General features: G+C 59.1%; 31 protein-coding genes. 18 read left to right on the forward strand and 13 right to left on the reverse strand.

Going from position 1 to position 24256, the window contains the following annotated elements; genetic code table 11:
* Positions 1–38: 38 nt before the first annotated feature.
* The 10 genes from BW919_RS04610 to BW919_RS04655 are packed head-to-tail and all read left to right on the forward strand — an operon-like array spanning position 39 to position 6872.
* A complete protein-coding gene (locus BW919_RS04610) occupies positions 39–542 on the forward strand; it encodes a 4Fe-4S dicluster domain-containing protein (RefSeq protein WP_088335867.1) in 504 nt (167 codons plus the stop codon).
* A complete protein-coding gene (locus BW919_RS04615; protein ID WP_088335868.1) occupies positions 520–1263 on the forward strand; it encodes an AAA family ATPase in 744 nt (247 codons plus the stop codon). Before BW919_RS04610 ends, BW919_RS04615 begins: the two co-directional genes overlap by 23 nt.
* Positions 1203–1463, forward strand: coding sequence for a ferredoxin family protein (locus BW919_RS04620; protein WP_088335869.1), 261 nt, complete (start codon positions 1203–1205; stop codon positions 1461–1463). The genes BW919_RS04615 and BW919_RS04620 overlap by 61 nt, the downstream gene beginning before the upstream one ends.
* Complete coding sequence (locus BW919_RS04625) at positions 1456–2574, forward strand: 2-oxoacid:acceptor oxidoreductase subunit alpha (RefSeq protein WP_088335870.1); 1119 nt, start codon at positions 1456–1458, stop codon at positions 2572–2574. Before BW919_RS04620 ends, BW919_RS04625 begins: the two co-directional genes overlap by 8 nt.
* Complete coding sequence (locus BW919_RS04630; protein WP_088335871.1) at positions 2571–3386, forward strand: 2-oxoacid:ferredoxin oxidoreductase subunit beta; 816 nt, start codon at positions 2571–2573, stop codon at positions 3384–3386. Before BW919_RS04625 ends, BW919_RS04630 begins: the two co-directional genes overlap by 4 nt.
* On the forward strand, positions 3370–3900 hold the full coding sequence (locus tag BW919_RS04635; RefSeq protein ID WP_088335872.1) for a 2-oxoacid:ferredoxin oxidoreductase subunit gamma: 531 nt from the start codon (positions 3370–3372) through the stop codon (positions 3898–3900). Before BW919_RS04630 ends, BW919_RS04635 begins: the two co-directional genes overlap by 17 nt.
* The gene (gene sucC / locus BW919_RS04640) at positions 3900–4976 is read left to right on the forward strand and encodes an ADP-forming succinate--CoA ligase subunit beta (RefSeq protein WP_088336498.1); all 1077 of its coding nucleotides are present in this window, start codon (positions 3900–3902) and stop codon (positions 4974–4976) included. Before BW919_RS04635 ends, sucC begins: the two co-directional genes overlap by 1 nt.
* Positions 4977–4979: 3 nt before the next feature.
* Entirely contained in the window at positions 4980–5843 is an 864-nt protein-coding gene (gene sucD / locus BW919_RS04645; protein ID WP_088335873.1) for a succinate--CoA ligase subunit alpha, read from the forward strand.
* On the forward strand, positions 5844–6692 hold the full coding sequence (locus BW919_RS04650; RefSeq protein ID WP_088335874.1) for a pantoate kinase: 849 nt from the start codon (positions 5844–5846) through the stop codon (positions 6690–6692). It begins immediately after the preceding gene.
* A 3-nt stretch (positions 6693–6695) separates the two neighbouring features.
* The gene (locus tag BW919_RS04655; RefSeq protein ID WP_088335875.1) at positions 6696–6872 is read left to right on the forward strand and encodes a CooT family nickel-binding protein; all 177 of its coding nucleotides are present in this window, start codon (positions 6696–6698) and stop codon (positions 6870–6872) included.
* Positions 6873–6959: 87 nt separating this feature from the next.
* Here the strand turns inward: BW919_RS04655 and pyrF are convergent, their stop codons facing one another.
* The 5 genes from pyrF to BW919_RS04675 are packed head-to-tail and all read right to left on the reverse strand — an operon-like array spanning position 6960 to position 10131.
* Positions 6960–7616: an orotidine-5'-phosphate decarboxylase gene (gene pyrF / locus BW919_RS04660; protein WP_157666045.1), complete on the reverse strand. Its 657-nt coding sequence runs from the start codon at positions 7614–7616 to the stop codon at positions 6960–6962.
* Positions 7592–8092, reverse strand: a complete 501-nt coding sequence (locus BW919_RS07870; protein ID WP_157666047.1) for a hypothetical protein — start codon at positions 8090–8092, stop codon at positions 7592–7594. The genes pyrF and BW919_RS07870 overlap by 25 nt, the downstream gene beginning before the upstream one ends.
* Complete coding sequence (locus BW919_RS04665) at positions 8089–8982, reverse strand: deoxyhypusine synthase family protein (protein WP_088335877.1); 894 nt, start codon at positions 8980–8982, stop codon at positions 8089–8091. The genes BW919_RS07870 and BW919_RS04665 overlap by 4 nt, the downstream gene beginning before the upstream one ends.
* Positions 8979–9749 (reverse strand): arginase family protein, encoded by a 771-nt coding sequence (locus BW919_RS04670; protein ID WP_157666049.1) that lies wholly within the window; start codon positions 9747–9749, stop codon positions 8979–8981. The genes BW919_RS04665 and BW919_RS04670 overlap by 4 nt, the downstream gene beginning before the upstream one ends.
* Positions 9727–10131, reverse strand: coding sequence for a translation initiation factor IF-5A (locus BW919_RS04675; RefSeq protein ID WP_088335879.1), 405 nt, complete (start codon positions 10129–10131; stop codon positions 9727–9729). The genes BW919_RS04670 and BW919_RS04675 overlap by 23 nt, the downstream gene beginning before the upstream one ends.
* 73 nt (positions 10132–10204) lie before the next feature.
* Between BW919_RS04675 and BW919_RS04680 the strand changes: the two genes are divergently transcribed.
* The 3 genes from BW919_RS04680 to BW919_RS04690 are packed head-to-tail and all read left to right on the forward strand — an operon-like array spanning position 10205 to position 12483.
* A complete protein-coding gene (locus BW919_RS04680; protein WP_157666051.1) occupies positions 10205–10660 on the forward strand; it encodes a pyruvoyl-dependent arginine decarboxylase in 456 nt (151 codons plus the stop codon).
* 6 nt (positions 10661–10666) lie between these two features.
* Positions 10667–11680, forward strand: coding sequence for an inositol monophosphatase family protein (locus BW919_RS04685; protein WP_088335881.1), 1014 nt, complete (start codon positions 10667–10669; stop codon positions 11678–11680).
* Entirely contained in the window at positions 11653–12483 is an 831-nt protein-coding gene (locus tag BW919_RS04690) for an NAD(+)/NADH kinase (RefSeq protein ID WP_088335882.1), read from the forward strand. Before BW919_RS04685 ends, BW919_RS04690 begins: the two co-directional genes overlap by 28 nt.
* A gap of 90 nt (positions 12484–12573) precedes the next feature.
* On the opposite strand, the gene BW919_RS04695 is transcribed toward BW919_RS04690, so the two are convergent.
* Complete coding sequence (locus BW919_RS04695) at positions 12574–12849, reverse strand: histone family protein (RefSeq protein WP_157666053.1); 276 nt, start codon at positions 12847–12849, stop codon at positions 12574–12576.
* 38 nt (positions 12850–12887) lie between these two features.
* Here BW919_RS04695 and BW919_RS04700 point away from each other — a divergent pair, with 38 nt between their 5' ends.
* The 5 genes from BW919_RS04700 to BW919_RS04720 are packed head-to-tail and all read left to right on the forward strand — an operon-like array spanning position 12888 to position 16195.
* Complete coding sequence (locus tag BW919_RS04700) at positions 12888–13286, forward strand: NOB1 family endonuclease (RefSeq protein ID WP_157666054.1); 399 nt, start codon at positions 12888–12890, stop codon at positions 13284–13286.
* The gene (locus BW919_RS04705) at positions 13283–14137 is read left to right on the forward strand and encodes a RimK/LysX family protein (RefSeq protein WP_088335885.1); all 855 of its coding nucleotides are present in this window, start codon (positions 13283–13285) and stop codon (positions 14135–14137) included. Before BW919_RS04700 ends, BW919_RS04705 begins: the two co-directional genes overlap by 4 nt.
* On the forward strand, positions 14134–15051 hold the full coding sequence (hemC, locus tag BW919_RS04710; protein ID WP_088335886.1) for a hydroxymethylbilane synthase: 918 nt from the start codon (positions 14134–14136) through the stop codon (positions 15049–15051). The genes BW919_RS04705 and hemC overlap by 4 nt, the downstream gene beginning before the upstream one ends.
* Positions 15044–15835, forward strand: coding sequence for a diphthine synthase (gene dph5, locus BW919_RS04715; RefSeq protein ID WP_088335887.1), 792 nt, complete (start codon positions 15044–15046; stop codon positions 15833–15835). Before hemC ends, dph5 begins: the two co-directional genes overlap by 8 nt.
* Before the next feature lie 3 nt (positions 15836–15838).
* Positions 15839–16195, forward strand: a complete 357-nt coding sequence (locus BW919_RS04720; RefSeq protein WP_088335888.1) for a DUF555 domain-containing protein — start codon at positions 15839–15841, stop codon at positions 16193–16195.
* A gap of 4 nt (positions 16196–16199) precedes the next feature.
* Here BW919_RS04720 and BW919_RS04725 read toward each other — a convergent pair whose 3' ends face one another.
* The 7 genes from BW919_RS04725 to BW919_RS04755 are packed head-to-tail and all read right to left on the reverse strand — an operon-like array spanning position 16200 to position 24249.
* Positions 16200–17309, reverse strand: a complete 1110-nt coding sequence (locus BW919_RS04725; RefSeq protein ID WP_088335889.1) for a hypothetical protein — start codon at positions 17307–17309, stop codon at positions 16200–16202.
* A gap of 1 nt (position 17310) precedes the next feature.
* Positions 17311–18561, reverse strand: coding sequence for a hypothetical protein (locus BW919_RS04730; RefSeq protein ID WP_088335890.1), 1251 nt, complete (start codon positions 18559–18561; stop codon positions 17311–17313).
* A gap of 19 nt (positions 18562–18580) precedes the next feature.
* Positions 18581–19036: a hypothetical protein gene (locus tag BW919_RS04735; RefSeq protein ID WP_088335891.1), complete on the reverse strand. Its 456-nt coding sequence runs from the start codon at positions 19034–19036 to the stop codon at positions 18581–18583.
* On the reverse strand, positions 19036–20466 hold the full coding sequence (locus BW919_RS04740; protein WP_088335892.1) for a Mur ligase family protein: 1431 nt from the start codon (positions 20464–20466) through the stop codon (positions 19036–19038). The genes BW919_RS04735 and BW919_RS04740 overlap by 1 nt, the downstream gene beginning before the upstream one ends.
* A 21-nt stretch (positions 20467–20487) precedes the next feature.
* Positions 20488–21558 (reverse strand): phospho-N-acetylmuramoyl-pentapeptide-transferase, encoded by a 1071-nt coding sequence (locus tag BW919_RS04745; protein WP_088335893.1) that lies wholly within the window; start codon positions 21556–21558, stop codon positions 20488–20490.
* Between the two features lie 16 nt (positions 21559–21574).
* Complete coding sequence (locus tag BW919_RS04750) at positions 21575–22714, reverse strand: acetyl-CoA carboxylase biotin carboxylase subunit family protein (RefSeq protein WP_088335894.1); 1140 nt, start codon at positions 22712–22714, stop codon at positions 21575–21577.
* A complete protein-coding gene (locus BW919_RS04755; RefSeq protein ID WP_088335895.1) occupies positions 22711–24249 on the reverse strand; it encodes a Mur ligase family protein in 1539 nt (512 codons plus the stop codon). Before BW919_RS04755 ends, BW919_RS04750 begins: the two co-directional genes overlap by 4 nt.
* Between the last annotated feature and the right edge of the window lie 7 nt (positions 24250–24256).

Consider the following 24256-nt stretch of genomic DNA (forward strand, 5'->3'; position numbering starts at 1 on the left):
CATTTAATCTCCGTCTCGGAAGTCCTGGGGGTGCCGAGTTGCCGGATGTCTTCGTCCTGGTCGTCGCCCCGGACCTGTGTACGGACTGCCGTAAGTGCGTCAACGCGTGCGAGAGCATCCACGGTCATGCCCGAATTTACAAGATCTCCGAGAATGCGCCCCCCGTCACGTGTCTCCAGTGTGATGACGCACCCTGCGCGAACGTCTGCCCGGTGAACGCGATCGTGGAGGAGGGTGACTCTTGGATCGTCACCGAGGACTGCGTTGGCTGTGGTCTATGTGCCGTCGCATGCCCCTTCGGTGCTATAGAGATGGTGAACGGCCGGGCCGACAAGTGCACCCTTTGCGTAGACGCTCCCAAGAAAGTGCCTGCGTGCGTGGAGGCGTGCGATCGGGGCGCGTTGAGGTTAGTATCGAAGTCGCAGGTCGCGGAGGAGAAGCGCGAACGGTTCGCCATCGAGATGGAGCGAATATACCGAACGCTCGCGAAGCTCGAATCGGAGGAGGGGTCCCTTCGGGGTGAAAGTCGGAGTCGTGGGTAAAGGGGGCGTCGGCAAGACCACCATAGCCGCCGCCCTCGCCAAGGCTCTCACGGACGTAGGGTATGAAGTGCTAGCCGTAGATGCCGACCCCGACCCCGACTTGGCTTACTCCTTGGGCCTACCTGGATCACCCACTCCGATCGTCGAACGACGCGAGCTCGTCCGGGAACGTACGGGTGCGGAGCCGGGCACATCCTACGGCCCCGTGTTCAAGGTCAACCCGCGAGTCTCAGACCTTCCCGACGAGCTAGCCGTTAGAGTCGCGCCTGGTCTTCGACTCTTAGTGGTCGGAAGCGTTGAGAACCCCGGTGAGGGTTGCTTCTGTCCAGCTGCCGCGTTGGCGCGCAGGTTAATCCGTCACGTGATCGCCGACAGGGACGAGTCCGTAGTAGTGGACACCGACGCGGGTTTGGAGCACTTCGGAAGGAGGGTGCTGGAGTCCGTCGACTGGGTAGTGGTGGTGTGCGAACCTTCCGTTAAGTCTATGAAAAACGCCAGGGAGTCGGTGCGCCTCGCCCGTGAGATGGGAGTCGAGAGGGTGGCCCTCGTCAAGAACAAGTGGCGGAAGGACGCTCCAGAGCCCGATCTCGACGTCGACTTCGAGCTGACGGTCCCGTATTCCGACAAGCTCGTGGAGCTGGAGATGGAGGGGAGACCGGTATGGGAGGATCAGGTGGTGAGGGAGACGGGAGAGGAGTTGGCAAGACGTCTTACGAGGTAGTGATCCGAGAGGAGCACTGCAAGGGATGCTTCCTCTGCTCCTGGGTATGCCCGATAGACGCGCTGGATAGGTCAAACCGTAGGAACAAGCGCGGTTACCTGCTCCCGGAATGGAGCGGCGAGTGCACCGGATGTCGACAGTGTGAGCTCATCTGCCCTGACCTCGCGATCGAGGTGAGGGAGGTGGAGGGAGATGAGTAAGGTCGACTTCCTGCAAGGTAACGAGGCCTGTGCAGAGGGAGCGATCGTTGCGGGTTGTAGGTTCTTCGCCGGCTACCCGATCACACCATCCACCGAAATCGCGGAGCGGATGAGCTCACGGCTCCCCGAGGTCGGCGGTGTGTACGTGCAGATGGAGGACGAGATCGCCTCGCTCGCGGCGGTGATCGGCGCCTCTTGGGCCGGCATCAAGGCCATGACCGCGACCGCGGGGCCGGGTTTCTCGCTGATGCAAGAGCACATAGGCTACGCCATAATGACGGAGACTCCCTGCGTGGTCGTGAACGTGCAGCGCGGTGGGCCCAGTACAGGACAACCCACAAAGGCCTCGCAGTCGGACGTCATGCAGGTACGCTGGGGTTCTCACGGAGATTACGAGATCGTCGCGCTATCCCCCTCCACTGTGCAGGAAATGTACGACCTCATGATCGAATGTTTTAACTGGTCGGAGCGTCTCCGCGTGCCCGCAGTCCTCCTCACGGATGAAGTCGTCGGACACATGCGGGAGCGTGTGGTACTGCGGGACGACGTCGAAACGGTCGAGCGGGAGTTACCGCCAGAGGGTGAGGAGATCAAGAAACCCTTTCCGATGGAGCCCGACGATCTCGTTCCCCCGATGCCAGTGTTCGGTAGAGGGCACCGGGTCCACGTGACCGGGCTCACCCACGACGAGCGAGGATATCCGGCTACGGACGATCCTGAGATTCATCGCAAGCTCGTCACGAGGCTGTGCAACAAGGTCAGGAAGCGGGCTCGAGAAATCCACGAGGATGTAGGATACGACTTCGAGGAGCGCGAGTCCGACGTCGCCCTCGTTGCCTACGGAGGCTGCGCTAGAACCGTGATCGAGGCGGCCGAGGAACTCGGGGTTACCGTCTTCCGCCCTAAGGTTATCCACCCGTTCGACCCCGATTTGATCCGTGACTTACTCGACGGCTACGAGGTCTTAGTCGTCGAGATGAACTTGGGTCAGTACGTCGAGATGGTCGAGCGTGCTCTGGATCGCGAGTGCGTGCACCTGCTCGGTTATCCGGGTGGCTATCCACCGACCCCAGAGCGCGTAATCCGTGAGGTGAAGAAGCTCTCGGGGTGACCGTCGTGGACTGGAAGGAACTCATACGCTGGGATCGCATGCCCCATATCCTATGTCCCGGCTGCGGGAACGGCACGATCTTGAACGTGCTGGTTCGCGTCCTGGCGGAGAAGTTCGAGGAAGGAGAACTAGATCCGGACAAGACGGTGTTGGTCTCCGGCATCGGTTGTTCGTCCAGATTACCGGGCTACGTTAAGCTAGACTCCCTTCACACTACCCACGGTCGTCCACTGGCTTTCGCGACCGGAATTAAGCTGGCGAATCCCGACCTTGAGGTCATCGTGATCACCGGTGACGGTGACGCGGCTGCCATCGGTGGGAACCATTTGATCCACGCTGCCCGCAGGAACCTGGACGTCACGGTGATCTGTGCCAACAACTACATTTACGGAATGACGGGTGGTCAGGTAAGCCCCACGACGCCCAGAGGTGCCAAGTCGACCACTACCCCATATGGGAACCCTGAGCCACCGTTCGACCTCTGCGAGCTCGTTATTGGGGCCGGAGCCCCCCACGTGGAGCGGTGGACCACGGCTCATCCCTCCCAGCTGAGTGCCGCGATCGCCCGTGCCCTCGAGCGCGAAGGTTTCTCCTTCATCGACGTACTCTGCCAATGTCCCACGAACTACGGCCGGAGGAACGACATGAGGGATCCTAGAGAGATGGCAGAGTGGCTCCGGGAGAACACTTCCACGCGAGATGAGGAAGGTAAGATCCGGATCGGAATCCTCCGCGATGAGGAGCGCGAACCCTTCCTCAAACGCATGTACGACATGATCGAGGAGGTGAGAACGAGTGAGGAAGGAGATTAGGATCAGCGGTTTCGGCGGCCAAGGAATAGTACTCGCCGGTGTGGTGCTGGGTCGAGCCGCCGCGGTTTACGAAGGGTACAACGCCGTACAAACACAATCCTACGGGCCGGAGGCCCGGGGCGGTGCCTCGCGCTCGGACGTGATAGTATCCGATGAAGAGGTCATGTACCCGTACGTACGCCGACCTGACTTCCTCGTGACCATGTCGCAAGAAGCATACGAGAAGTACGTGGAGAACGTTCCCGAGGACGGTCTCGTCGTCTACGACTCGACGCTAGTCAATCCATCTCGTGAGGACGTCGAACATGTGGGTATCCCCGCGACCGATCTCGCCGAGGAAAAGCTCGGGCTTAGCATCGTCGCTAACATGATCATCTTAGGCGCGTTGCGTGAGCTTACCGGGATCGTTTCGTTCGACTCACTACAAAAGGCCGTCGAGGATTCCGTACCGCCTGGGACGGAGGACGTCAACGTCCGGGCCCTCAAGCTCGGAGCCCGGGAGGTGAGGGAATGATCAGACTACTGGAGTACCAGGCTAAGCGCCTATTCAAGGAGGCCGGGGTGCAGATTCCAGAAGGCGACGTCGCCCGCACCTCGGCGGACGCGGCCCGGATCGCCGCCGAACTCGGGGGACCGGTGGCCGTCAAGGCACAGGTGCCCGTCGGAACCCGTGGTAAGGCCGGAGGTATCCTGTTCGCGGACGACCCGGAAGGGGCTAGAAAAGCTGCCCGGAAGCTGCTCGGCTCACGGATCCGGGGTGAGACCGTTAGGAAGGTGCTCGTGGAAGAGAAACTGGACATAGCCGAGGAATGGTACGTGTCCATAACGCTCGACCGTGCGGAGCGTAGACCCGTACTCCTCGTCTCCCGGGAGGGCGGGGTGGACATCGAGGAGGTTCCGGACGAGAAGATCGCTCGTAGGCATTTGGACCCGATCCTAGGGCTACGCCCATTCGAAGCTCGGAAGGCGATTCTAGAGGCGGGTATCCCGAAGGAATACCTGCGAGACGTCGAGGAAGTTATCACTTCGATGTACGAGGTGTTCGAGGGCTACGACGCCCATCTCGTGGAGATCAACCCGCTAGTCCTTACGAAGGGCGGGGAAGTGGTGGCCGCGGACGCCGTCGTAAACTTGGACGAGGACGCCGCCAACATTCGACACCCCGAGTTCGCCGAGGAAACCGGAGACTTCCCCCTCGTAGAGCTCGACGGTGACATAGGCATCATCGCCAACGGTGCGGGTCTCACCATGGCCACCGTGGACCTCGTCAAGGATCTCGGTGGCGAGCCGGCTAACTTCTTGGACGTAGGTGGTGGGGCCTACCCGACGCTTATCCGTAGGGCTATCCTGACCGTGGCCGAATTGGACGTGAAAGTGATCCTCCTCAACATCTTCGGTGGTATCACCCGGTGCGATGAGGTGGCAGAGGGCATCGTCCAAGCCCTCGACGACGTGGACGTCCCGCTTGTGGTGAGGCTCGTCGGGACGAACGAGGAGGAAGGTCATCGCGTACTCCGAGAGCACGGGATCGACGTCTACACCGAGCTTAAGGACGCGGTCGAACGTGCCGTCGAGTTGGCGGGGGACTAGCCCTTGTTAGACTCAGACACTCGCGTACTCGTGCAGGGTATCACGGGTCGGCACGGGAGTTTCCATACGAAACTGATGCTGGAGTACGGAACCGAGATCGTTGCCGGAGTAACTCCCGGTCGAGGCGGCCAAGAAGTTCACGGGGTCCCTGTCTACGACACCGTCGAAGAAGCCGTCGAAGAGGCCGACGCCGAAGCTTCCGTCATTTTCGTTCCCGCTCCGCATGCACCCGACGCGGTCATGGAAGCTATCGAGGCGAAGCTTGACCCCATCGTCGTGATCACCGAACACATACCGGCCCATGATACCATGCGGTTCGTTGAGCTGGCTCGGCGGGAAGGTATTCGCATCATCGGCCCCAACACTCCCGGGATCATCGTACCGCCGGAGCGGGTGAAGCTAGGGATCATGCCTCATCAGGTATTCATCGAAGGCGAAGTAGCCGTAGCGTCCAGGAGTGGTACTCTCACGTACGAGATCGTCCAGGCGATGACCGAGGCAGGACTCGGCCAGTCCCTTTGCATGGGACTCGGAGGCGACCAGATCGTCGGAACTACCTTCATAGACTTCCTGGAATACGTCCAGGAGGACGACCGCACTGAGGCCGTGGTCCTCATCGGGGAGATAGGTGGAAACGCGGAAGAGCTCGCCGCCGAGTATATCGCGGAAACCGACTTCCCGAAACCCGTCGTCGCCTACATCGCCGGCCGTCACGCCCCACCAGGTAAACGTATGGGCCACGCCGGCGCCATCATCGAGAGAGGTCGTGGAACCGCAGAGTCCAAGATTAAGGCCTTCCGGAAGGCAGGAGTTGACGTAGCCGAGAAGCCGTGGGAAGTGCCGGAGCTGCTTCGGGAGTACCTTTAGTTGAAGTTCCCCGTCCCCGGTGCCCTTACGGGATTTTTTCATCCGCAGCCCGGTAAGACGCCGAAAGACACAGGATCGCCTGGCTTCGGCCTAGCCGTTGATTCCGTCGTGACAGTACGTGTCCGACGCCTACGTGCTGAGCGTCTCAGGGTTCGCGCAGACCACCCCATCGACTCTCGAATAGCCCGGAAGTGCTACGAGGTGCTCGATCCCGATGGGGGACTCAGCGTTCGTTACGAATTCTCCGTACCTCCCGGTTGCGGATTAGGGACTAGTGCGGCCTCCGCCCTGGGAACGTTGGCGGCCGGGGCCGCCGAGATGGGTCTCGAGGTGAGCCCCGAGTGGGTCGCACGTCGCGCTTACGAGATAGAGCTAAAGTTAGGTACGGGTATCGGTGACGTGGTAACGATCTGGCACGGCGGAGCCGTCCTCCGGGCTGGACCCGGGTACCCCGACGAGGTTCCTATCCACCGAATACCCGTCGAACCGGATCTCCGTGTCTTGATCTACGATCCTCAACCTATCGAGACTCGCGATGTACTCGATGGACTTTCTGGCACCGAGGTGGCTCTCAGGTACCTGAGAGAACTCGAGAGGCACCCTGATCTCGAACTCGCACTCCGTAGGTCGTTGGAGTTCGCCGAACGGCTCGGATTCTCCGAAGAAGCCAAGCTCGCCAGAGAGCTCTCTCACGAGCACCTGGGAGCTTCGATCGCCATGCTCAGTCGAACAGTTTTCGCGGTATCGTGGGAACACGACCCGCGAGCCGATGTCGATCTCCCTGTGTTCTACAGCTCCTTCCCGGAAATCATTTCAGGAATCTTCGAATTCAGTGTGAATGGGGATTGAGAAATGTGTGAGTTCACCGTCAAGCTAGGTGGTGAGGTGATCGCGGAGGACGTCCTATATCTGGAGGTGATGGAGGATGGTGTCTTACTGCGTGACGTGATGGGTAAGGAGAAGGTGGTCGAAAGTGCCCGGATCAAGCGCATCGACATGGACGAGCACGTGGTGGAGCTCGAGCGCTGACCTCCAGCTCAGGTCCCGACCCCGGGCGCCGAGGATCGTTATGTATACCATAACGGTTAGGATGGGGCTCGGCGCTCATGGGGCTCATCACCGCTCGGCCGGCCTGGAAGTCATCATCGCCCGAACTAGGTCCTTCGCCGCTTCTATGGGATCGTGCGCTTCCGTGATCGCCCTGCCGATTATCTCGAAATCCGCACCCGCTCGCACCCCGTCACCGGGTGCCGCTCCCTGAGCCCCTACACCCGGGCTGACGATGAGCTTATCGGTGATCTTCCGGACCTCCAGGACTCTCTCGGGCCTCGTCGCCGGGGCTACGTACCCGATAACACCGTCGATATCGTCGCATGCTTTAACGATGTCCTGGCAGGCTCGATCGTAGAACTCCCGCGCCCCCGGGTGACTCATCGTGGCTACTACGAACACCGGTAGCACTCTCGCACATTCCTCGACGACGTCCGGACCTACGAATCCGTGGATTATGGTAGCGTCAGCACCGGCTTCGCTCACGCGCTCGACGATCGACCGCGATATCTCCGGAATGTCCGCCGTTTTCAAATCCACGAGCAAGAACGACTCCTCTAGAACTCCGGCGACCCGCTCTATACCTGCTGCCCCCTCGGCCAGCACCACCTCGTACCCTACTTTGAACCCGTCGACGTACCCGTCGAGGGTTTCCGCTATCTCCACCGCACGATCCGGTGATACGTCTAGTGCAACGATCAGGCGCGTATCGGGTTCGAGCACATGATCGCCCCCGTCAGCAGTTCCGCGGCGTGGTACCCGAGGTCGAAGGCGATGACGGCGAGTGCCGTGATGTCGTCCAGGATCCCGAGTGCCCAGGTCACCACGGCCCCGATCTTGAGTACGGGTCGCAATCCTGTGGGTTCGACTGGGTGAATGACCTCGTCCAGAGTCGCTAGGACCGTGATGACCAACAAGATGAGTGGGGTTACTTCGGTGCGCATGATCAGGACGCCGAGAGCTATGATAGCGGCGGCCACGAGGTGGGGGATTTCGTCGAGCTTACCGGCGACGGCGTTACCTAGGACTAGCCCTAGATACAGGTCAGGCCTTACCCCGGTGGTCACAGAAGCCAGGGCCGCGGCCGCCGCCACGAGCCCGCACAGTAGTGCCCACTGTGGCCGGCTCAACTCATCTACCAAGTCGTCTGTGATCTTCAGCGCGAATCCGGACACCGCCGCCAACTCAGGCCCAATCATACGATCCCCAGCCGCTGCATCACACCGGATGCGAGTAGTGGGAAGATTACCAGGTAGTCACCTACGATGGTGACCACATCGGCGTCTTCTCGCACCTTCTCCCACGATTTACCTTCCTCAAGGGGCGCGCCACTGAGACTCCCTGTTTCGGGTCTATCCATCGTGATCTGAACGGCGTAGTCAAGGCCACCTCGAAGCATCGCGGCCCCCATCGCGAAGTGCTTCGGTACACTTCCGCCCAAGATGATGGCCCCCAACTCTTCGGCTTCGAAAACGAGGTCCGCGAGGTGGTGCATATCGTCCACGAGGTCCAGATGAAAGTCGTGATCCTGGGAGTGTATCCACACGTGCAGGCCGACCATCGAGTCCAGTATTCCCGGCGAGTATACCGGTACCCCTTCGTCGGCCGCAGCCTTGAGGAAGCCGCTTTCGAGCCTCTTTCCCATCTCCCACAGCAGCTCTCGGCAGGATACCCGCCCCGAGAGATCTGAGAGGACTTCCCGCATGAAGCGCTCGAACTCCTCGAACTCTTCGGTCGGTATGTGAGTATCGTGAACTCGACCATACCCGTCGACGTTGCGCTCTCCCAGGAACACGTGGATACCACCTAAGGCGTCCAGTGCGTCGTGAACTACGTTGGCACCGGACGTGATCACGGCGTCGACGAGGCCCTCACGGATGAGTCGCTCGAAGAGCTCGTTAAGTCCACCCACCACCGCGGGGCCGGCTACGGTGAGGAGGACCGTGACGTCGTCCGAAGACCACATCTTCTCCAGAACCCGTGCCGCTCTGCCCAACCTTCCGGCGCCTAACACGCCGACTCGTTCCATCTCTCGCAGGAACCCATCGAGGTCCATGTCACTTCGATACCTGAACGTTTCACGCTTCACCTTTCAGCCACTCCCTTGAGGTACTCGCTCACCAGGCGGGCGGTCGTCACCGGCGACACGTGACCTTCGACCGTGGGACAGAGCTCGACTATATCCAGGTGAGCACGCTTCCGACCGGCCCATCTCAAGATGTCGGCGCAGAGGTTGTACGGAAATCCTCCTGGTTCCGGGGTGGTGACCCCCGGGACTACGGACGGGTCCAGGACGTCGAGATCCAGTGACACATAATCCACGTCATCGATTACCTCGGTTATATCTTCGTGATCGACGGAGACCAGGTGTTCATGCTCGCGGAACACGTCGTATTCTTCACGGGACCAACTCCTGACACCTACCAAGAACACTTCGTCGACGATCTCCAGACAGGCCCGTAGGGCCCCGTCGTGACGTTCGGATCTACGGAGGTCCGGGTGAGCGTCCAGCCAGAGCAAACGCCGTGGAGTGAGTTCCTGGACGATTTCGGGCGTGATGGAGTGATCGCCGCCGAGCACTAAGAATACCTCGGGTTCGCTTTCGGGCTCGAATTTCCTGAGGTTCCCCTCGTCTACCAGGGTCAGGATTTCCAGCGGGTCACCGACATCCGGGTCGTAAAAGTCTAGGGTGGAAGCTGCCAACCTCACGGCGTCTGGAGCTTCGGCTTGCCCGGTCGGGTACCCTGGGAGCACGCGCTCCCTGGGAAGTCCTACCACGGCTACATCTGGGGATTTCACGTCGTCGGATGAAAACGAGAGTGGGAAGCGGGGCTCACTCCTCCTCCTTGATTCCAACAATTTTACGCTTGCCCGCTGCCTCCATGTACTCTACTATGGTCCCAGGCTCGAGTTGTGAGGCGAGTTCCTCGTCCTCCGGCTTCTGAACCTCGAAAGTCTCATAGGTTTCCATATCCATCAACTGCACCGTATCGCCCATATCGGATACTACTTGGGCTGTCTTCCGCTCGATCACCGGTACGTCCACTTTTGCGTCCACTGGTTTAGTAAGCGTGCGCTTCTTGCCGTCAAAAAGCCCCACCGCTACGATCCGAGCCTTCGCCGAACCGTGCTTGCCCGGTGAGGACGTGGTGTACTCCACGATCTTACACGGCTCGTCGTCGATCATGATGTACTTGCCCTTCTTAAGCTGCCTAACCTCGACTTTCTTCACGGCCACATCCAGAACCCCCTTCCCGGGGTGCTACGGCGCGAGTGAGATCCCTCCTAATAAGCTTCGCGAGGGGATGAGATTGCTGGGGGTACCTAAGAAGTACGCCCTAGTGTCCGGAACTGGCGAGGCGGATACGTCCCTTGCGGCCTTCGACGCCGCGCTGATCGACGCGGGGATAGGTGATTGTAACCTCGTGGAACTGTCCAGCATACTCCCCCCGAACGCTGAGGAGGACGACCTCCCGGAGCTCCCACCCGGGTCCATAGTGCCGGCCGTAGTAGCGAAGGCCGTGGGACGCGGCCGGGTGTCGAGCTGCGTCTGTGTAGGGAGACTGGAGTCCGGCCTCGGAATCGTTTCGGAACGGGCCGCCGCCGACAGCGTAGAAACCGTTCGGAGACTCGCTAAGAGGGACGTCGAGGAAATGGCTAGACTCCGCGGTGAGAAGCTCGTGGATGTGCGCACGGTCACGGCTTCTACCGAGCCCGAGGGCGCGGAATGGGCGGCGGCGGTGGCGGCGGTGGTCTTCTGGGGGTGATCTCGAGTGAGAGAGACCGTCGAGAAGATCGTCAAGGAGCGGGTTTTACCGGAGGTATCCAAGGTACGTCGCGGTTGGGTCGAAGTCGGTAGGGGAGCGGACGGGACTCCGACGATGCGGGTGGACGAAATAGCAGAGCGGGAGTTCCTCCGCGGGTTAGAGGAAGAAGGCGTGGACGCGAGGGTAATCAGCGAGGAATCCGGTGAGATGCGTGTGGGTGAGGCCCCCGAGGTAACGCTGGTTCTAGATCCGCTCGACGGCTCACACAATGCCAGTCGCGGTCTTCCGTTCTACTGTGTTTCAGTCGGTATCGCCGATCCGGAGGCCGAGACCCTAGACGACGTGGAAGAAGGCTTGGTGATTTCGGAACTGCTGACCTTCGGCCCAGGTGACGTCGAAGAAAAGCCGGTAGTGGAACGCCCGCTGGTTTCGGTCTACTACTACGGATCGGACCGGATGCCGGTCGAGTTCTCTCGAGGTCGTTTCAAGCTCCGTTGCTTGGGGGCAGTAGCCTTGGAGCTGGCTTTAGTAGGGAAAGGAGCTCTGGACGGGTTCGTGGACGTTCGAGGCAGTCTGCGCCCCACGGACGTAGCGGGAGCGTTCGGAGCTGCGCGAGGTGAACTAGCATTCATCTTCGCGCGGAGCGGTCGGGAATTGGATCCTTCTGAGATACCGTTACGACCGGACTTTCGCTTCGAGCTAGCGACGGCCCGGAGCGAAGATGAGGCTCGGGAGCTCTTCGAGGCCCTGAAGGAGGACGTGGGTGTCCGCGTGGTGCAGTGTCTGTTCGGCAAGCATCCCGAGGGACTCTCAGAACACACTCTATGCGGTAAGCTAGGCGAGGAATGCTGCGAGCTGGCTCACGCCGTAGGTAAGGGAGAGGGTTATGGAGAGGAACTCGCGGACGTGTTCGCCCTCGTCATGAACCTCGCGAATGAGCTCGACGTGGACGTTTTGACGGAACTGCGGCGTAAGTTTCGGAGGGTGTTCGAATGTTCCGACCGCAGATCGTCGGTGTGACCGGCAGGACGGACCTGGGTAGAGCAGTGAGGGTTGCGGAGAGAGTGTGTCGTCTTTGTGACCGGGAAGGATTTGAAGTCATAGTAGATGATTCGCTGGGGATCGGCGAGTACTCCCGAGTCAATTTGAAAGATATGGGTGAAGAGGTTGACGTGATCGTCACGATCGGCGGTGATGGGACTATACTCCGTGTCTCGAGGATTACGTCGGAGTACGAGGTACCGATCTTAGGTGTGAACCTCGGAAAGTTCGGGTTCCTAACCGAGGTGAGTGAGAGAGACCTGAAAGAAGCCGTATCCCGGCTCGCCCGGGGAGATTTCAACCTTGAAGAACACCGAAAGCTCAGGATAAAGATAGGGGGATCCGACGGAGGAGATGCTCTCAACGAGGTCACCGTGATCACGAGTCGACCTGCCAAGATGATCAAGTACCGGCTATCCATCGACGGGTTCGAGTTGGAGACCACGTGGGCGGATGGTGTACTCGTGGCGACCCCTACCGGTTCTACCGCCTACTCCCTCTCAGCCGGAGGCCCGATCGTGGAGCCACAAGTGGAATGTTCCATTATTACCCCTCTGAACCCGTTCAAGTTGGGGGCGCGGCCCATGGTAGTTTCCATGGACCGACGCGTTGAGATCGATGTGGACGACCCCGAGCGCGCCGAGGTCGTAGTCGACGGACAGGAATACATGGATCTCGACGGCACGGTGTCCGTCACGCGGTCCCCGAACGTGGCGCGGTTCATACGGTTCGAGTCGGCGTACTTCGAGCGGTTGAAGGAGAAGTTCCTGAGGTGGGATTGATGCTACGCGGCACTATCAAGGAGATCGGTGAGGCAATCTTCCGAGCGTTTCTAGTGGGTCCGCTGCCTAAGCTTCTAGCACGAGTGTGTTTCATCCTCTGGGTCCGCCTCTACCGCGATGGTCGCGAATGGAGGAGATCACATCGAGGGTAGCGGCCGCTAGCTCGACATCTTCCGCCTTCACGGTCTTCCTGCCCGCGTGACGGGCCGCGAGAACTGACAACTTCGCCAGTGCTAGGCTGAGGGATTCGATCACTCGATAGTACTCTTTTTTGGCACTCATCCTGACGCCGAGGACTCCGTCGGCGGATCGAACCGACTTCTTGAGTATCTCCTCCAGAACGTTTGTCGGGAGATCGGGGTCCAAGCTTTCCACTCCCCTGGGGGGCGCCCGGGGGGACTCAGTTGATCACCTACGTTCTCGATACATCAGCATTCATCAAGGGTGTGCCTCCGGAACTCCTGGACGGCCCCGCTTACACGGTTCCAGAGGTCATCGAGGAGCTTAAGGACGATCTTTCCCGCATGAGGTATGAAGTCGCGTCGGTGAGAGTCAAGGAACCCGAAGACTGGGCGATTCGCCGCGCGCGCAGGCGCGCTAAGCTCACGGGTGACCTGCCTCGGTTGTCAAAGACGGATCTGAAGGTTCTCGCGCTCGCTATCGAGTTGATGGAGGAGCAGGACGTAGTCTTGGTTAGCTCCGATTACAGCGTCCAGAACGTGGCGCTTACACTGGGTATTCGGGTGTACGGGCCCGTCCACGGCGAGGTGGACGAGGTAATCGGGCCGGGGGGACGGCGTTGAAGACAGTCGGTGTAGCAACGGTCGTGACGGTGTCGGGGTTGACGGGATCGAAACGCGTGGCAGCTCGTGTGGATACCGGTGCCGAGAACGACTCCATCGACCTGAAGTTGGCGTCGGAAATAGGCGCCGGCCCCGTCATTGGGGTGAAGAAGGTTCGCTCCGCCTCCGCTTCGCGGTTACGCTCCGAGCGTCGGCCCGTGGTTCACGTCACTTTGGAGCTGGCCGGGAGATGCATATCGTCGGAGGCCACGCTGGCGGACCGGCGAGATATGCGGTACCCGATGATTGTCGGGCGTAAAACGCTACGTCAGGCTGGGGTCACGGTCGACCCGTCCCGTGAGGAGAAACCGGAGGGAGACGAAATCGATCCATGTCGTATAGCCGCTACTTTGAAGCTCCACAAGAGACTTCTGAAGACCGTCAGAGAGAAACGTGCGGTGACCCCTGCCATCTTGGCACTTCAGCACGGAGGGGCGTGGTCGTACCGTGACGATGACGTATCGTCGGTGGCCGTTCCTGTTCGGAAATTGTCGAACGGCGTAGTGCATGAAGATCTCTACTTGCTTCTCAACCCCGAGATCGAGCGCGCCGAGGGTACGTTAACTAGGCTCGAGAAGTGTGGTCGTGAGAAAGTTCGACGTGTCGCGAAGCGTCCACGGCGGCTTGAAGTACGACACGATGGTGGCGCTATCATCCGCGTCGATCCGAAGCATAAACGCATCCGCGTTCGGGAGTTAGACCCGGGAACGCTCCAACTCGAGGGCATTCCCGCCGCCAACTTTCACCACGAGCTCTCTCACCTTACGGGGAACGACCTGGGTCCCAGCGTGCTGGAGTTCGAGGTCGAGTGAAGGGGGACGTCATCACAGTGTCGGAAACGATTCGAGTCGCCACCCGATCCAGCCGTCTGGCGATCATCCAGACCAGAGAGGTAATCGAGCTGTTGAAGCTAGAATCTCCGCATGACATCGAGGTTGAGATCGTGAAGACAAAGTCGCGCGGAGACGTCGTTCGGGATCGACCCCTTCACAAACTGGGTGAGAAGGGCGTGTTCGTGAAAGAGGTTGACAAGCTAGTACTCGAAGGTAAGGCCGACATCGCCGTTCACAGCGCCAAAGACGTCCCCTCCGTCGTAGATTATCCCGTGGACGTGGCGGCTGTGCCTCCCCGGAGGGATCCCCGAGAATGCCTGGTATCGCCACACGGTGGACTCAAAGAACTTCCACGAGGAGCTACCGTGGGGACTAGCAGTCCCAGACGGCGTGCGCAGATTCTCCTAGAAAGACCAGATTTGAAGGTGGAACCGATGCGTGGGAACGTGGACACCAGGGTTTCCAAGGTGAGGCGCGGGGAATACGACGCCGCCGTTCTCGCCAAGGTCGGGCTGGACCGGCTCGGAATAACATCCGCGGTTTCTGAGGTGTACGACCCGGAAGAGTTCGTGCCGCCGGCGGGCCAAGGAGCCTTGATGGTCACCTGCCGCAAGGACGACGATCGCGTCAAACGCCTTCTGGAAGTCGTGGACGACGAGAAGAGTCGGGTGGAAGTCGAGACGGAGAAAGCCGTTGTAAGGGAGCTCGGAGTGAGCTGCTCGGAGCCTGTAGGAGTCCACGTGCGAGCTCGCGACGGTGGCTACGTGAGGTTGGTGTTAGGGGTGTTCGAAGAAGAGGGCTCTTGCGGCCACGTGCTTAAGGTACGGGGCTCGCCTGAGGACGTCGTCCGTGAGGTAGTGTCTCATGCCAGGGAGGTGATATCGGATGGGTGAGCTGTACCTGGTCGGAGGTGGCCTCTCCGATGTTCGGGATCTCACGTTGCGAGCCCTTGAAGTGTTAGCTAACGTGGAATTGGTGCTGGTCGATACCTATACCAGCGTGTACGACGTAAGTGAAGGTGACCTGAAACGGTTGCTCAAAGAGTTCGGAGGTGATCCTGAAATACGTATGTGTTCGAGGCGGGACCTGGAGGAGCGCTTCTTCGATCTGTGTGATGGGTACAATCGCGTCGCCCTGCTCTCCCCGGGCGACCCGATGGCGGCTACCACTCACGTGGCGCTGGTGGTCGAGGCCGCAGACCACGGATGGGACGTTGAGATAATCAACGGTGTGTCGGTGTTCACCGCGGCGCCGTCCAAGTCGGGACTGGAGATGTACCGGTTCGGACGTACCGCCACGATTCCGTTGAAAGTACGCTCCGTGTACCCCTACGATGTGCTCGAATCGAACCGGCGGGCCGGTCTACACACCCTATTCTTGCTGGAAGTTGCTGAAGATGGTGAGTTCGTCTCTGTCGCCGACGCCGCTCGTTACCTTTTGGAAATTGAAAGGGAAGAAGGTCGCGGAGTACTCGATCCCTCGGATCTCGCGATCGCCGTAGTAAGACTCGGGTTCGAGGACGAGTTGGTGGCTCGGGGAACCCTCGAAGAACTCTCCGACTGGGAGCCCAATGAACCTCCGCAAGCTCTAATACTGCCCGCCTCCCGACTCCGTGAAACGGAACACGAATACATCAGTCGTGTCCTACCACACATTCGAGATGTGCGTGGGGTCTAGCCTTTGGGTGAGGAGACTGTCGGTGACTATCACGTCGTACTCGAAGCCGCATGGATCGTGTACAACGTCGACGACGAGGACGACGCCGTCAACATTGCCATCGCCGAAGCGGGCAAACGTTTGAACCGGCATGGTCTCGATTACGTGGACATCGACGTCGGGTTTTACGAGTGCCCTGAATGTGGTAATGAGATCGAAGGTGTGTGGATAGTGGCGGGTACAGCCCTCGTCCGACTGATTCTATCGATGCGAGTGTTCAACGCGGAAAGTGAGGAACACGCCGTTCGCATCGCTAAGTACGAGATCGGTCAAGCGTTGGAAGATGTACCCTTAGGTGTCGTCGAAGTTACTCCGCTATGACCATTCACTTGCTCCTTATAAGATGAGCCCATATCAGTGCCGAGAGCAACGTGAACGTGGCCAGGGCGAAGGAGTTCATCGACCTAGAGAATAGGAACACCCCTATCAACGACTGAACTGAGAACGCGATCAGACAACCGAAGAGTATGGACTCTCTCGCCAGGAATCTCGCCGTCATCTTACGCCTTCTCAGTCTTATGTACTCCGATAGACACCTTGATCCTATGTACAGTGTGGTTGCAACCCATATGGACAGTAATACCGACCCGATGTACCCGAAGTCGAAAGCCCAGGTGAACAGCCCGGGCAGCATGTAATCGAGAAGGTCCTTCTTAACTACAAGTGCCCCGTGTAGTGTTGGTACGTCGAGTCTGAACATCATGAGGTACCCGACAGGCAGTGTGACGAACCCGTCACCGAAGCCTCGCCACTCGTACCCGGCGGGAAGCGCCTTCGTGGAGTGACCGATTATGTGCGTGTTCTTCGCTACGAACTCTAGTCCCGGTACGGTGTATTCAGCGAATCGCTTGATACGGAGCGTCGGGCTGAGTACGGGCTTGTTCAGGATGTGAGCGAGCAATTCCAGGAGACCGAAGAGACCTATTGCCATCAGTGTTGCCATCACGATCGACCTTTTGCTCATTTTAGCCGCTCGAGCAGCAAAAGCTCTGAATCTTGACTCCACTTTCAAGTACTTCGCTATGAAATGTTCCGTGAGCGCCCAGCACAGGAACCAGGAGAGTAGGAAGTCACGGTGCATAATTCCTCCGACTATCCCTACGTACACCCATAAGAGATTGAAGTACGGCCGAGTACGTCGGGCCGTAGTGATACCACGGGTTTCGAGCAGTTGCAGAAGGTACCTCGAGGTCGCCCAGGCGGCGAGCGCCAGTGGGCCGAACGGGTGTGTGAACTCGTGGCGTGGTATTGGGAGGAACAGCGAGAAAGCGTCAACGGTGAATAGAAGGGCCAGTACTCCTAATGTGAAGAGGGACAGTGAGAGGACCCTTTGCACCGTTACTGAGGAATAACTTAGGGCGAACGGTATCGTCAAGTGGGTGATCACGAAGAAATCCAGAAGGGCTTCACCCGTATTATAGGGAATCACGTACAAATTACCACGCCCGCAGCCTCCGATTTACGAGTTCTCTGATCCCTCCGAGCACGATCAGCGCCACTCCTACGGCGGAGCTGATCAGGCCTAGGGAGTGTAGTGTCTCGGGGGAGATCGGAGTCTTCAACGGCGGCTTTTTGTACCCCTTAGGTAGCGGACGCATGTAGATAGTGATCAGGTTGGCCTCGGGTTCCACTTTGACGTCACCAGGTAGTATGTAGTCGTACCCTAACAGCGTGTTGTTGTCTATGTCGGAGTCGATCGCGCGGGCGATGTCCTCCGGTTGCTTCTTCCCGGCTTGGACTAGCGTCTGGACGGTCTCGACTATCGACACTTTATCGTACACGCTCTTGATTCCATAAACCCGGACGATCGGTCGATCCTTCCTCACCGTGATCATGTCTCGGGCGACCTGCCAGGCGTGCTCCGTTCGGAGGGGGGACCCGCAGACGGGACACCGCGAGTACTTGGAGGCCACCGGGTAGGCGACGCTCCATCCACATTTGGGGCAGACTTTACGGTAGACAGTGTCCATCGGGATACCACGCGCGTTAAGCTTGGGCGGGACGAAGGTATCACCCGTCGACAGACCGGCGGTGATGTTAACTACACCACCTCCGTACTTCTCTCCGGACTTCTTGGCCACGTAACCCATGATCCTTGTCACTATCTCCGTCGCGGGTAGACCGTCCCTGATCATCCTACCGGCCATGATGGCAGCCTCTATTCGGACCTTCGTAGCGGTGCCGTACATAGGGTTACCAGGCGTGTTACGAAGGTGGATTACGGCGCACTTGACGTTTTTGGGTATCCGGACGATGTTAGGGCCTTCGCTGCTGTGGTACTGCTTGATGATGATCCTGTTCCCTTTCACTATCACCACTGCGATATCGTAGCTTCCGCCTACCGCAACGCCCTTCCCGGGGCCTCCGACCAGAAGTCGGTCCGTGGGTGACCGGCTGATACCGGCCCTCACCGCACTTCCTATGTCTTCACCTAGCTCCAACGCCCGTATACACGCCAGGATGGCCTCCAGACGTGCCGTGCCCTTGCTCAGACCTCCCGCTAGGACGGCCACGTGTAACTTCTTAGACACCAGGAACGTTGACTGGAACATGTTAGGTGCGAAGGACATCGAGGCTGCGGCTGCACCATTAGGATCCTTGCCGCTGGGGTCCGTGATCACGATCATGTTGAAGGTAGCGGACGCTCCGGAGACCAGTGCCAGGAGCGCGATCAGCGGGATCAGCACACGGATCGCGGGATCCCCCCTACCTCGGCAATCCGTAGTCTTCGATCACCCGAACCACGACGACTCCTGATCGTTTGATCGTGATCTGGACGGATCGGATGGGTTTGATCTTCGTTCCCGGGATCACGCTCCTCATCGCGTATATCCTCGCTCTCCTAATCGCCTCATGCAGCGGGATTTTCTTGCCTTCCGGGGTGATGAGGGTCCCGCCCTTGATAACCGAACCGGGGCGCAGGCCTGACGCCATCACGTTGCTACGTATGACCTCTTCCGGCAGGAAATCGCAGCCGACTACGTCGATACCTATGATCCTGAGTCCTTCCTGCTTGGGTACCGGACGTGCCGCCCACGCGGTGTACTCTGCGATCCTCCCGATGCTGAGGAGTAGAGCGCCCATCAGCATAATCGCCAGGTTACGTCGGGAAACTGACCACGGTTTGATCCACTTCCTCTTCTCTTTTTCCTCTTCCACCACTAGATCACCCCCATATCGCGCAGGACCTCTCGGGCAGGTTCCATTCCTTGGGCTCCTCCCAACAGAATCACGGTGTCATCATCCGCTAGGTCCAATGCACGCTCCAGAGCGTCTTCTAACCGATCGTAGTGCTCATAGTCGATGCCGGAACGCTCCAGTTCCTCCAGGAACGCCTTCCGCTCCTTAGGACGCACTACGTTAGCATTGTCCACGAGACCCTCTGACGAGGTCGCGATCACGTGGACGCGGATCCCCTCGTCCTGCAGATCCTTAGCACCTTCGGCCAGCGCCCGGGCGATTTGACGGTTAATGTCGACGCCACGTGACCCGCGGATCGCGAACACGACAATCGCCCTAGAGCGATTCAACCGCCGCATGGCACGAACCGTGGCGAGCACTCCGTCGGGGTTATGGCAGAAATCGTCGTAAATCAGCGGATCGTCGCACAGGCGTTCGAACCTCCGCTTCAGGGGCTGGTACGTCCTCAGACCTTCGGCAATATCTTCACGATCTATTCCCAGAGCTCCCGCAGCGGCTACGGCGGCCAACGCGTTGTATAGGAAGTGGTCCACCGGTAGGGGGAACTCCCGTACGAGTATCAGGGGCTTCTCGTCCAGTACTATCCACTCTTCCCCTTCGCGTTCCTCAATGTGTGAATACCCCTCGTTCCATCCATACCATACCGTCTCCACACCTTTCTTGATCATCTGCCGTACGTACCGATCATCACGGTTGAGCACAGCGATACCTCCCTCTCGTAGGGCCCGCACAACACCGTACACGGCGTCCGCCATCTCGTCCATAGAGGAAACCAGGTTCGTGTGGTCTACCCCGACGTTCGTTACGACCGCCAACTCGCATTCGAGGGCCTTCGCCATACGGTAGGAATGGTCCTCCATTATTCGACCCGTAGGTAGGCCTTGTACCTCGGATACCTCCACACACAGGTAATCTTCAGGCTGTTCCTCGCGCAACTCCATCGCGACCACTGGGTCTATGAGAGTGTTCTTCTCGGAACGGAAGTCCGTGTTGCAGTAAACATCGAAGCCGGCAGTATCGAGAATGTGGTGAAGCAAGTGATTCGTGGTCGACTTACCATTAGTACCCGTCACGCAGATCGCGGTCGCGTCGGGAGCGCACTTCTTCCGGGCTACGCGTAGAGCGTACTCGTTCGCCCGATCCACCTCCGTCAGGATCAAGGGAATTCCAAGCTCGTCGCATCTCTCGATCAGCTTGCCGCGCGGACGTTCAGTCACCAGACACGCTACGCCTCTCTCCGACGCGATCTCGGCACCTTTGTCGTCCAACCACCATCGGATCACTACGTCTCCTTCTCTCGCTCTCCCTAACGTTGAGAACCATCCGGTGATTACGTTGTCCGGGTCGCCTGAGCGTATCTCCCCTTCCACATTCTCAGCCAGCTCCCTCACCGTGAGCTTCAGCAGCGCCCCTCACCCCACAGAAATCCGGAGTGCCACTGCGGCGAACACAGCTCCGACAGTCCAATGAAGCGCTACAACCACGGGTTCGGGTAGGTCGTACTTGTACTGGATATGGTGGTGGAGAGGTTCCACAGTCAACCGGATCACGCCGGCTCGGTGGAGCAGGCTGATGAGCGTGGACAAAATTGGGACTCCTAGGGCGATCATAGCGGGTATCTCGATCTTGTAGTACAGCGCCCCTGCCGCGTAAGCTGCCCCTAAGAAGCAACTCCCCGTGTCTCCCATGAATATCTTAGCAGGATATCTGTTATGGAACAGGAAACCCAAGGACGCTCCGGCAAGTGATGCGAAGAAGGCAGCACCAGGAAGCTGACCCTGTCCCAGGCATACTCCGGAGCAGGCCAGCGAGGCCAGGAGCAGTAGCCCGGCGGCCAGACCGTCCATTCCGTCGATGAGGTTCACGGCGTTTGTGGCGCCGACGATCCCGAACACCGCGACCGGGTAGAAAAGGTACGAGAGATCCCAAACGCCGACCTTGGGTATCCAGAGCCATGTAGCTGGTATGATAGGGAGAACAAAGAGGGCGGCACCTATCTGTAGTGCGAGTTTCTCGCGTTCTCTCAATTCTTTCTTGATAGGCACCTCACCGACGATCTCGATGGCATTCGGGTCCTCTTCAAGTATCCTCTCAAGATCACGCTTCGCTTTCTCCGTGGCTACACGCGCTTCCTCACCCGGTTGCAGTATTAGTCTTCCCAGCTCGATCGGCCGATTCGAGACGTTCCTCACGACCTTTTGGAACTCCTCCACCCGCAATCCGAGCAGGTCGTCCACTATTCCCAGCACCATCATGGGGAGCGCTGAAGCTATAGGAGGGAGCGCCTGGATGGAAGCTAGGAGGGGACCGGACGCCGTCCCCAGTAAGATACCTAAACCTCCCATGATGGGCGTGCCGGACTTATGAGCGTGTTCCGTTACGATCGGGCGGTCTACTACGCTAGCTTCTCGCATATACCTTCGGAGTAATCCAACCGTTACTGCCGAGGTTACTACGGAAAGTGTGAATGTCTCGATGATCATCGTCCGATCCCCACGGTCACAAGTACTCCTCGACCTCCCTAAGCCTCAGCCGATACTCGCGCTCGGCCCGCTTCACGTCCGCTCCTGCAGCCTTGAGCGCTAAGCGGAGCCTCGTGAAGGCTCCTTTAAAAGAGTCCCCCCTCACGGTGATACGACCACCTACGTCGAATCGTCCGTAGTACTCGTAGAACACGTGGTACACTCCGCCGTCGAACATCTCACGCAGTGTATCTTTGTCCGTAGGGCGCCAAACGGGGCACTCGATGGCACACCATAGTTTCCTTACCTTCGGTGGTCTCCATCGGTCGGTCGCCATATCGACTAGCTCACGGAGCGGCCATATTCCCGTGCATCCGGACGTCATATATCTGGTGCCGCTGGGTCTCGGGTTGAACTCGAGGAACCAGAACTCGTTTTCCCGGACTACCACGTCGAAGTCCACGCTGCCTTCTAATCCTAGGCGTTTCACTACCCTTACCGCGCACCTCTTTATCCTGCGCTCTACGGACGAGTCGATCGGGGCCGGGCTCATCCGCATGCGATCGATTGGATGACGACGGTCCGTCGTGGATCCTTTGAACACCGGGACCAGCGGTACTACCTCACCGTCCCAAGATAGAACTTCGATCGAAACTTCTGCACCCTCGATGAACTCCTCCACCAGCTTACATCCCGCCACTCTCGGCTTTTGCGTCTCGTGGACCGTAACTCCAAGGCCTGCTTGCGACCGTGGATCTTTCACGACTACCGGCGGACCGATCGATGGCCTCTCGTTCTCGACTACTTCCCATTCAGGCGTCGGTACGTTCAGTTCTTCGAAGACGCGTTTCGCCTTCACTTTATCGATCCCGATCTCAACGCCCTTGCGGTCAGACGCTGTAACACGGATACCTTCGTCTTCCAATTCTTCTTTCATTTTCCCCACTTCCGGCAGCGGATCGTCCACACCGATGAGTGGCACTACACTGTCTACGCGCCGCTCGCGGGCGATTCTCGTCGGGTGTTCCATACCGCGCGGCACGAAGTGCACTTCATCCGCCAGCTCCCAGTTCTTGCTCCTCGGGTTCGACTCGGTGAGTATGCGGTACACTCCCGTAGAGCCGGCGTACTCCGCCACGTCTCGAAAGAGTCTCACGCCGACGAAGAGTACCTTCACTTTTTTCCCCCCAGCACTTGCTCGACTTCTTCCGAGATCTCCTCTCGATACTTCAGTGGAGCCTCTCCGAACAACACTACAACTTCGCAGTCCGAGCGGAGCGCCTCCTTGAGACCGTCCAACACCTGCTCTCGAGAGGCGCCGAGTGTGCCCTTCTTCTCGAACGGCTTGGTGGCGCTCTCCGCTACGATCACATTGTCGGTGTCTATGCGGTCCGTGACTTCGTACGCCGCGTACGACGCCACAATTACTAGATCGGCGAGGTCCGCGGCTCTTCTGAGGATCTCTTCGTCTCCTTCCGGTCCCAGCTCCGAAGCTACGGCGATTACCGCGCAGACGCGCTGCTCCCGGTAAGCCTCCTTCACGCATCTCAACGTCGCGTCCACGCCGGCGGGATTATGTCCGTAGTCCAATATCACGACTCGCTCATCATTGTCCCAAAGTACTTCCAACCTACCCTCGACTCCTTCGAAGGACTGTAGTACCTCTATCACATCCTCCACATCAAGTCCCAAGAACTCGGAGCAGACGGCTATCGCCGCGAGGGCGTTGTAAGCGTTGTGGAGCCCCATTACGGGTAGTCGAACCTCGTACTCCCCGTCGGGACAGATTAGTCGGAACCCGGACAGGTCAACGTCCGTAGCTAGGTAGTCCGGTTCGGGAGATCGCAGGCCACACTTTCGGCATTTGAACGGACCAACCCAGGGGAGGATCTCATGGACTTCAACGTGTCCGCCGCACCAGCACTCTTTTTCCGAGGTACCGAACGGTTCCGCGTCCAACCCGTAGTATACAATATCACCGTTGAAATCCGCCACCTCGGGAGCACCAACTACCAGTGGGTCTTGAGCGTTCAGCACGGCTAGCTCGACGGTGTCCGGTTCCAACAGTTCTGCTTCACATCTGGCGTACGTCAGGAAATCGCCCGCTTCGTTCAGATGGTCTGGAGTGATGTTGGTAACGCAGACGCACTCCACTTGGGATAACTCCGCGGCTTCCAGGATCTCCCCTTTCCTCCCGAAAGTCGCTATCTCTAAGACGCTGACGTCTCCTGGGAGACGCGCCTGAAGTGGGGGGAGTAATCCGACGTTCCCTTGCATACCAGGCAGACCGTGGTGCGGGACCTCGAGCCCGAGCTGCTCGCACACGTGCCTGATCATCTCCACAGTAGTGGTCTTCCCGTTGGTACCACCGACTCCTATCACCGGTCGTGTGGGCGGTAATATGCTGAGAAGCTCCTTCACTTCCACGATCTCGCAGCCGTGATCCTCGGCCAGTCGATACGGCTTAGCGTCGCGTGGTAGGCTCGGAGGAGGTACCAAGACTTCGGCCCGCTCGAAGACTTCTGGCGGATGATCACCCAACACGAGCTCCACATTGCTGTATTCTAGAAGCATCTCGGCGAATTCGCACTCATCCCGAAGATCCGACGCGATCACATCGTATCCGCGCTCCGCGAGGACTCGGGCCGCTAGATTGCATACGGGCCCACAGACCCCGATCACGAGAACGGTCGACCAGGGAAGCTCGGCCAACCGCGTA

The sequence above is a fragment of the Methanopyrus sp. KOL6 genome, assembly GCF_002201915.1.
Taxonomy (GTDB): Archaea; JAADCQ01; Methanopyri; order Methanopyrales; family Methanopyraceae; genus Methanopyrus.

What these genes read in the sequence shown, in the direction of transcription:
- BW919_RS04620 (WP_088335869.1), top strand. Translation starts at nt 1,203, where the DNA reads ATGGGAGGATCAGGTGGTGAGGGAGACGGGAGAGGAGTTGGCAAGACG.
- BW919_RS04625 (WP_088335870.1), top strand. Translation starts at nt 1,456, where the DNA reads ATGAGTAAGGTCGACTTCCTGCAAGGTAACGAGGCCTGTGCAGAGGGA.
- BW919_RS04655 (WP_088335875.1), top strand. Translation starts at nt 6,696, where the DNA reads ATGTGTGAGTTCACCGTCAAGCTAGGTGGTGAGGTGATCGCGGAGGAC.
- BW919_RS07870 (WP_157666047.1), bottom strand. Translation starts at nt 8,092, where the DNA reads ATGATTGGGCCTGAGTTGGCGGCGGTGTCCGGATTCGCGCTGAAGATC.
- BW919_RS04690 (WP_088335882.1), top strand. Translation starts at nt 11,653, where the DNA reads ATGTTCCGACCGCAGATCGTCGGTGTGACCGGCAGGACGGACCTGGGT.
- dph5 (WP_088335887.1), top strand. Translation starts at nt 15,044, where the DNA reads ATGGGTGAGCTGTACCTGGTCGGAGGTGGCCTCTCCGATGTTCGGGAT.
- BW919_RS04745 (WP_088335893.1), bottom strand. Translation starts at nt 21,558, where the DNA reads ATGATCATCGAGACATTCACACTTTCCGTAGTAACCTCGGCAGTAACG.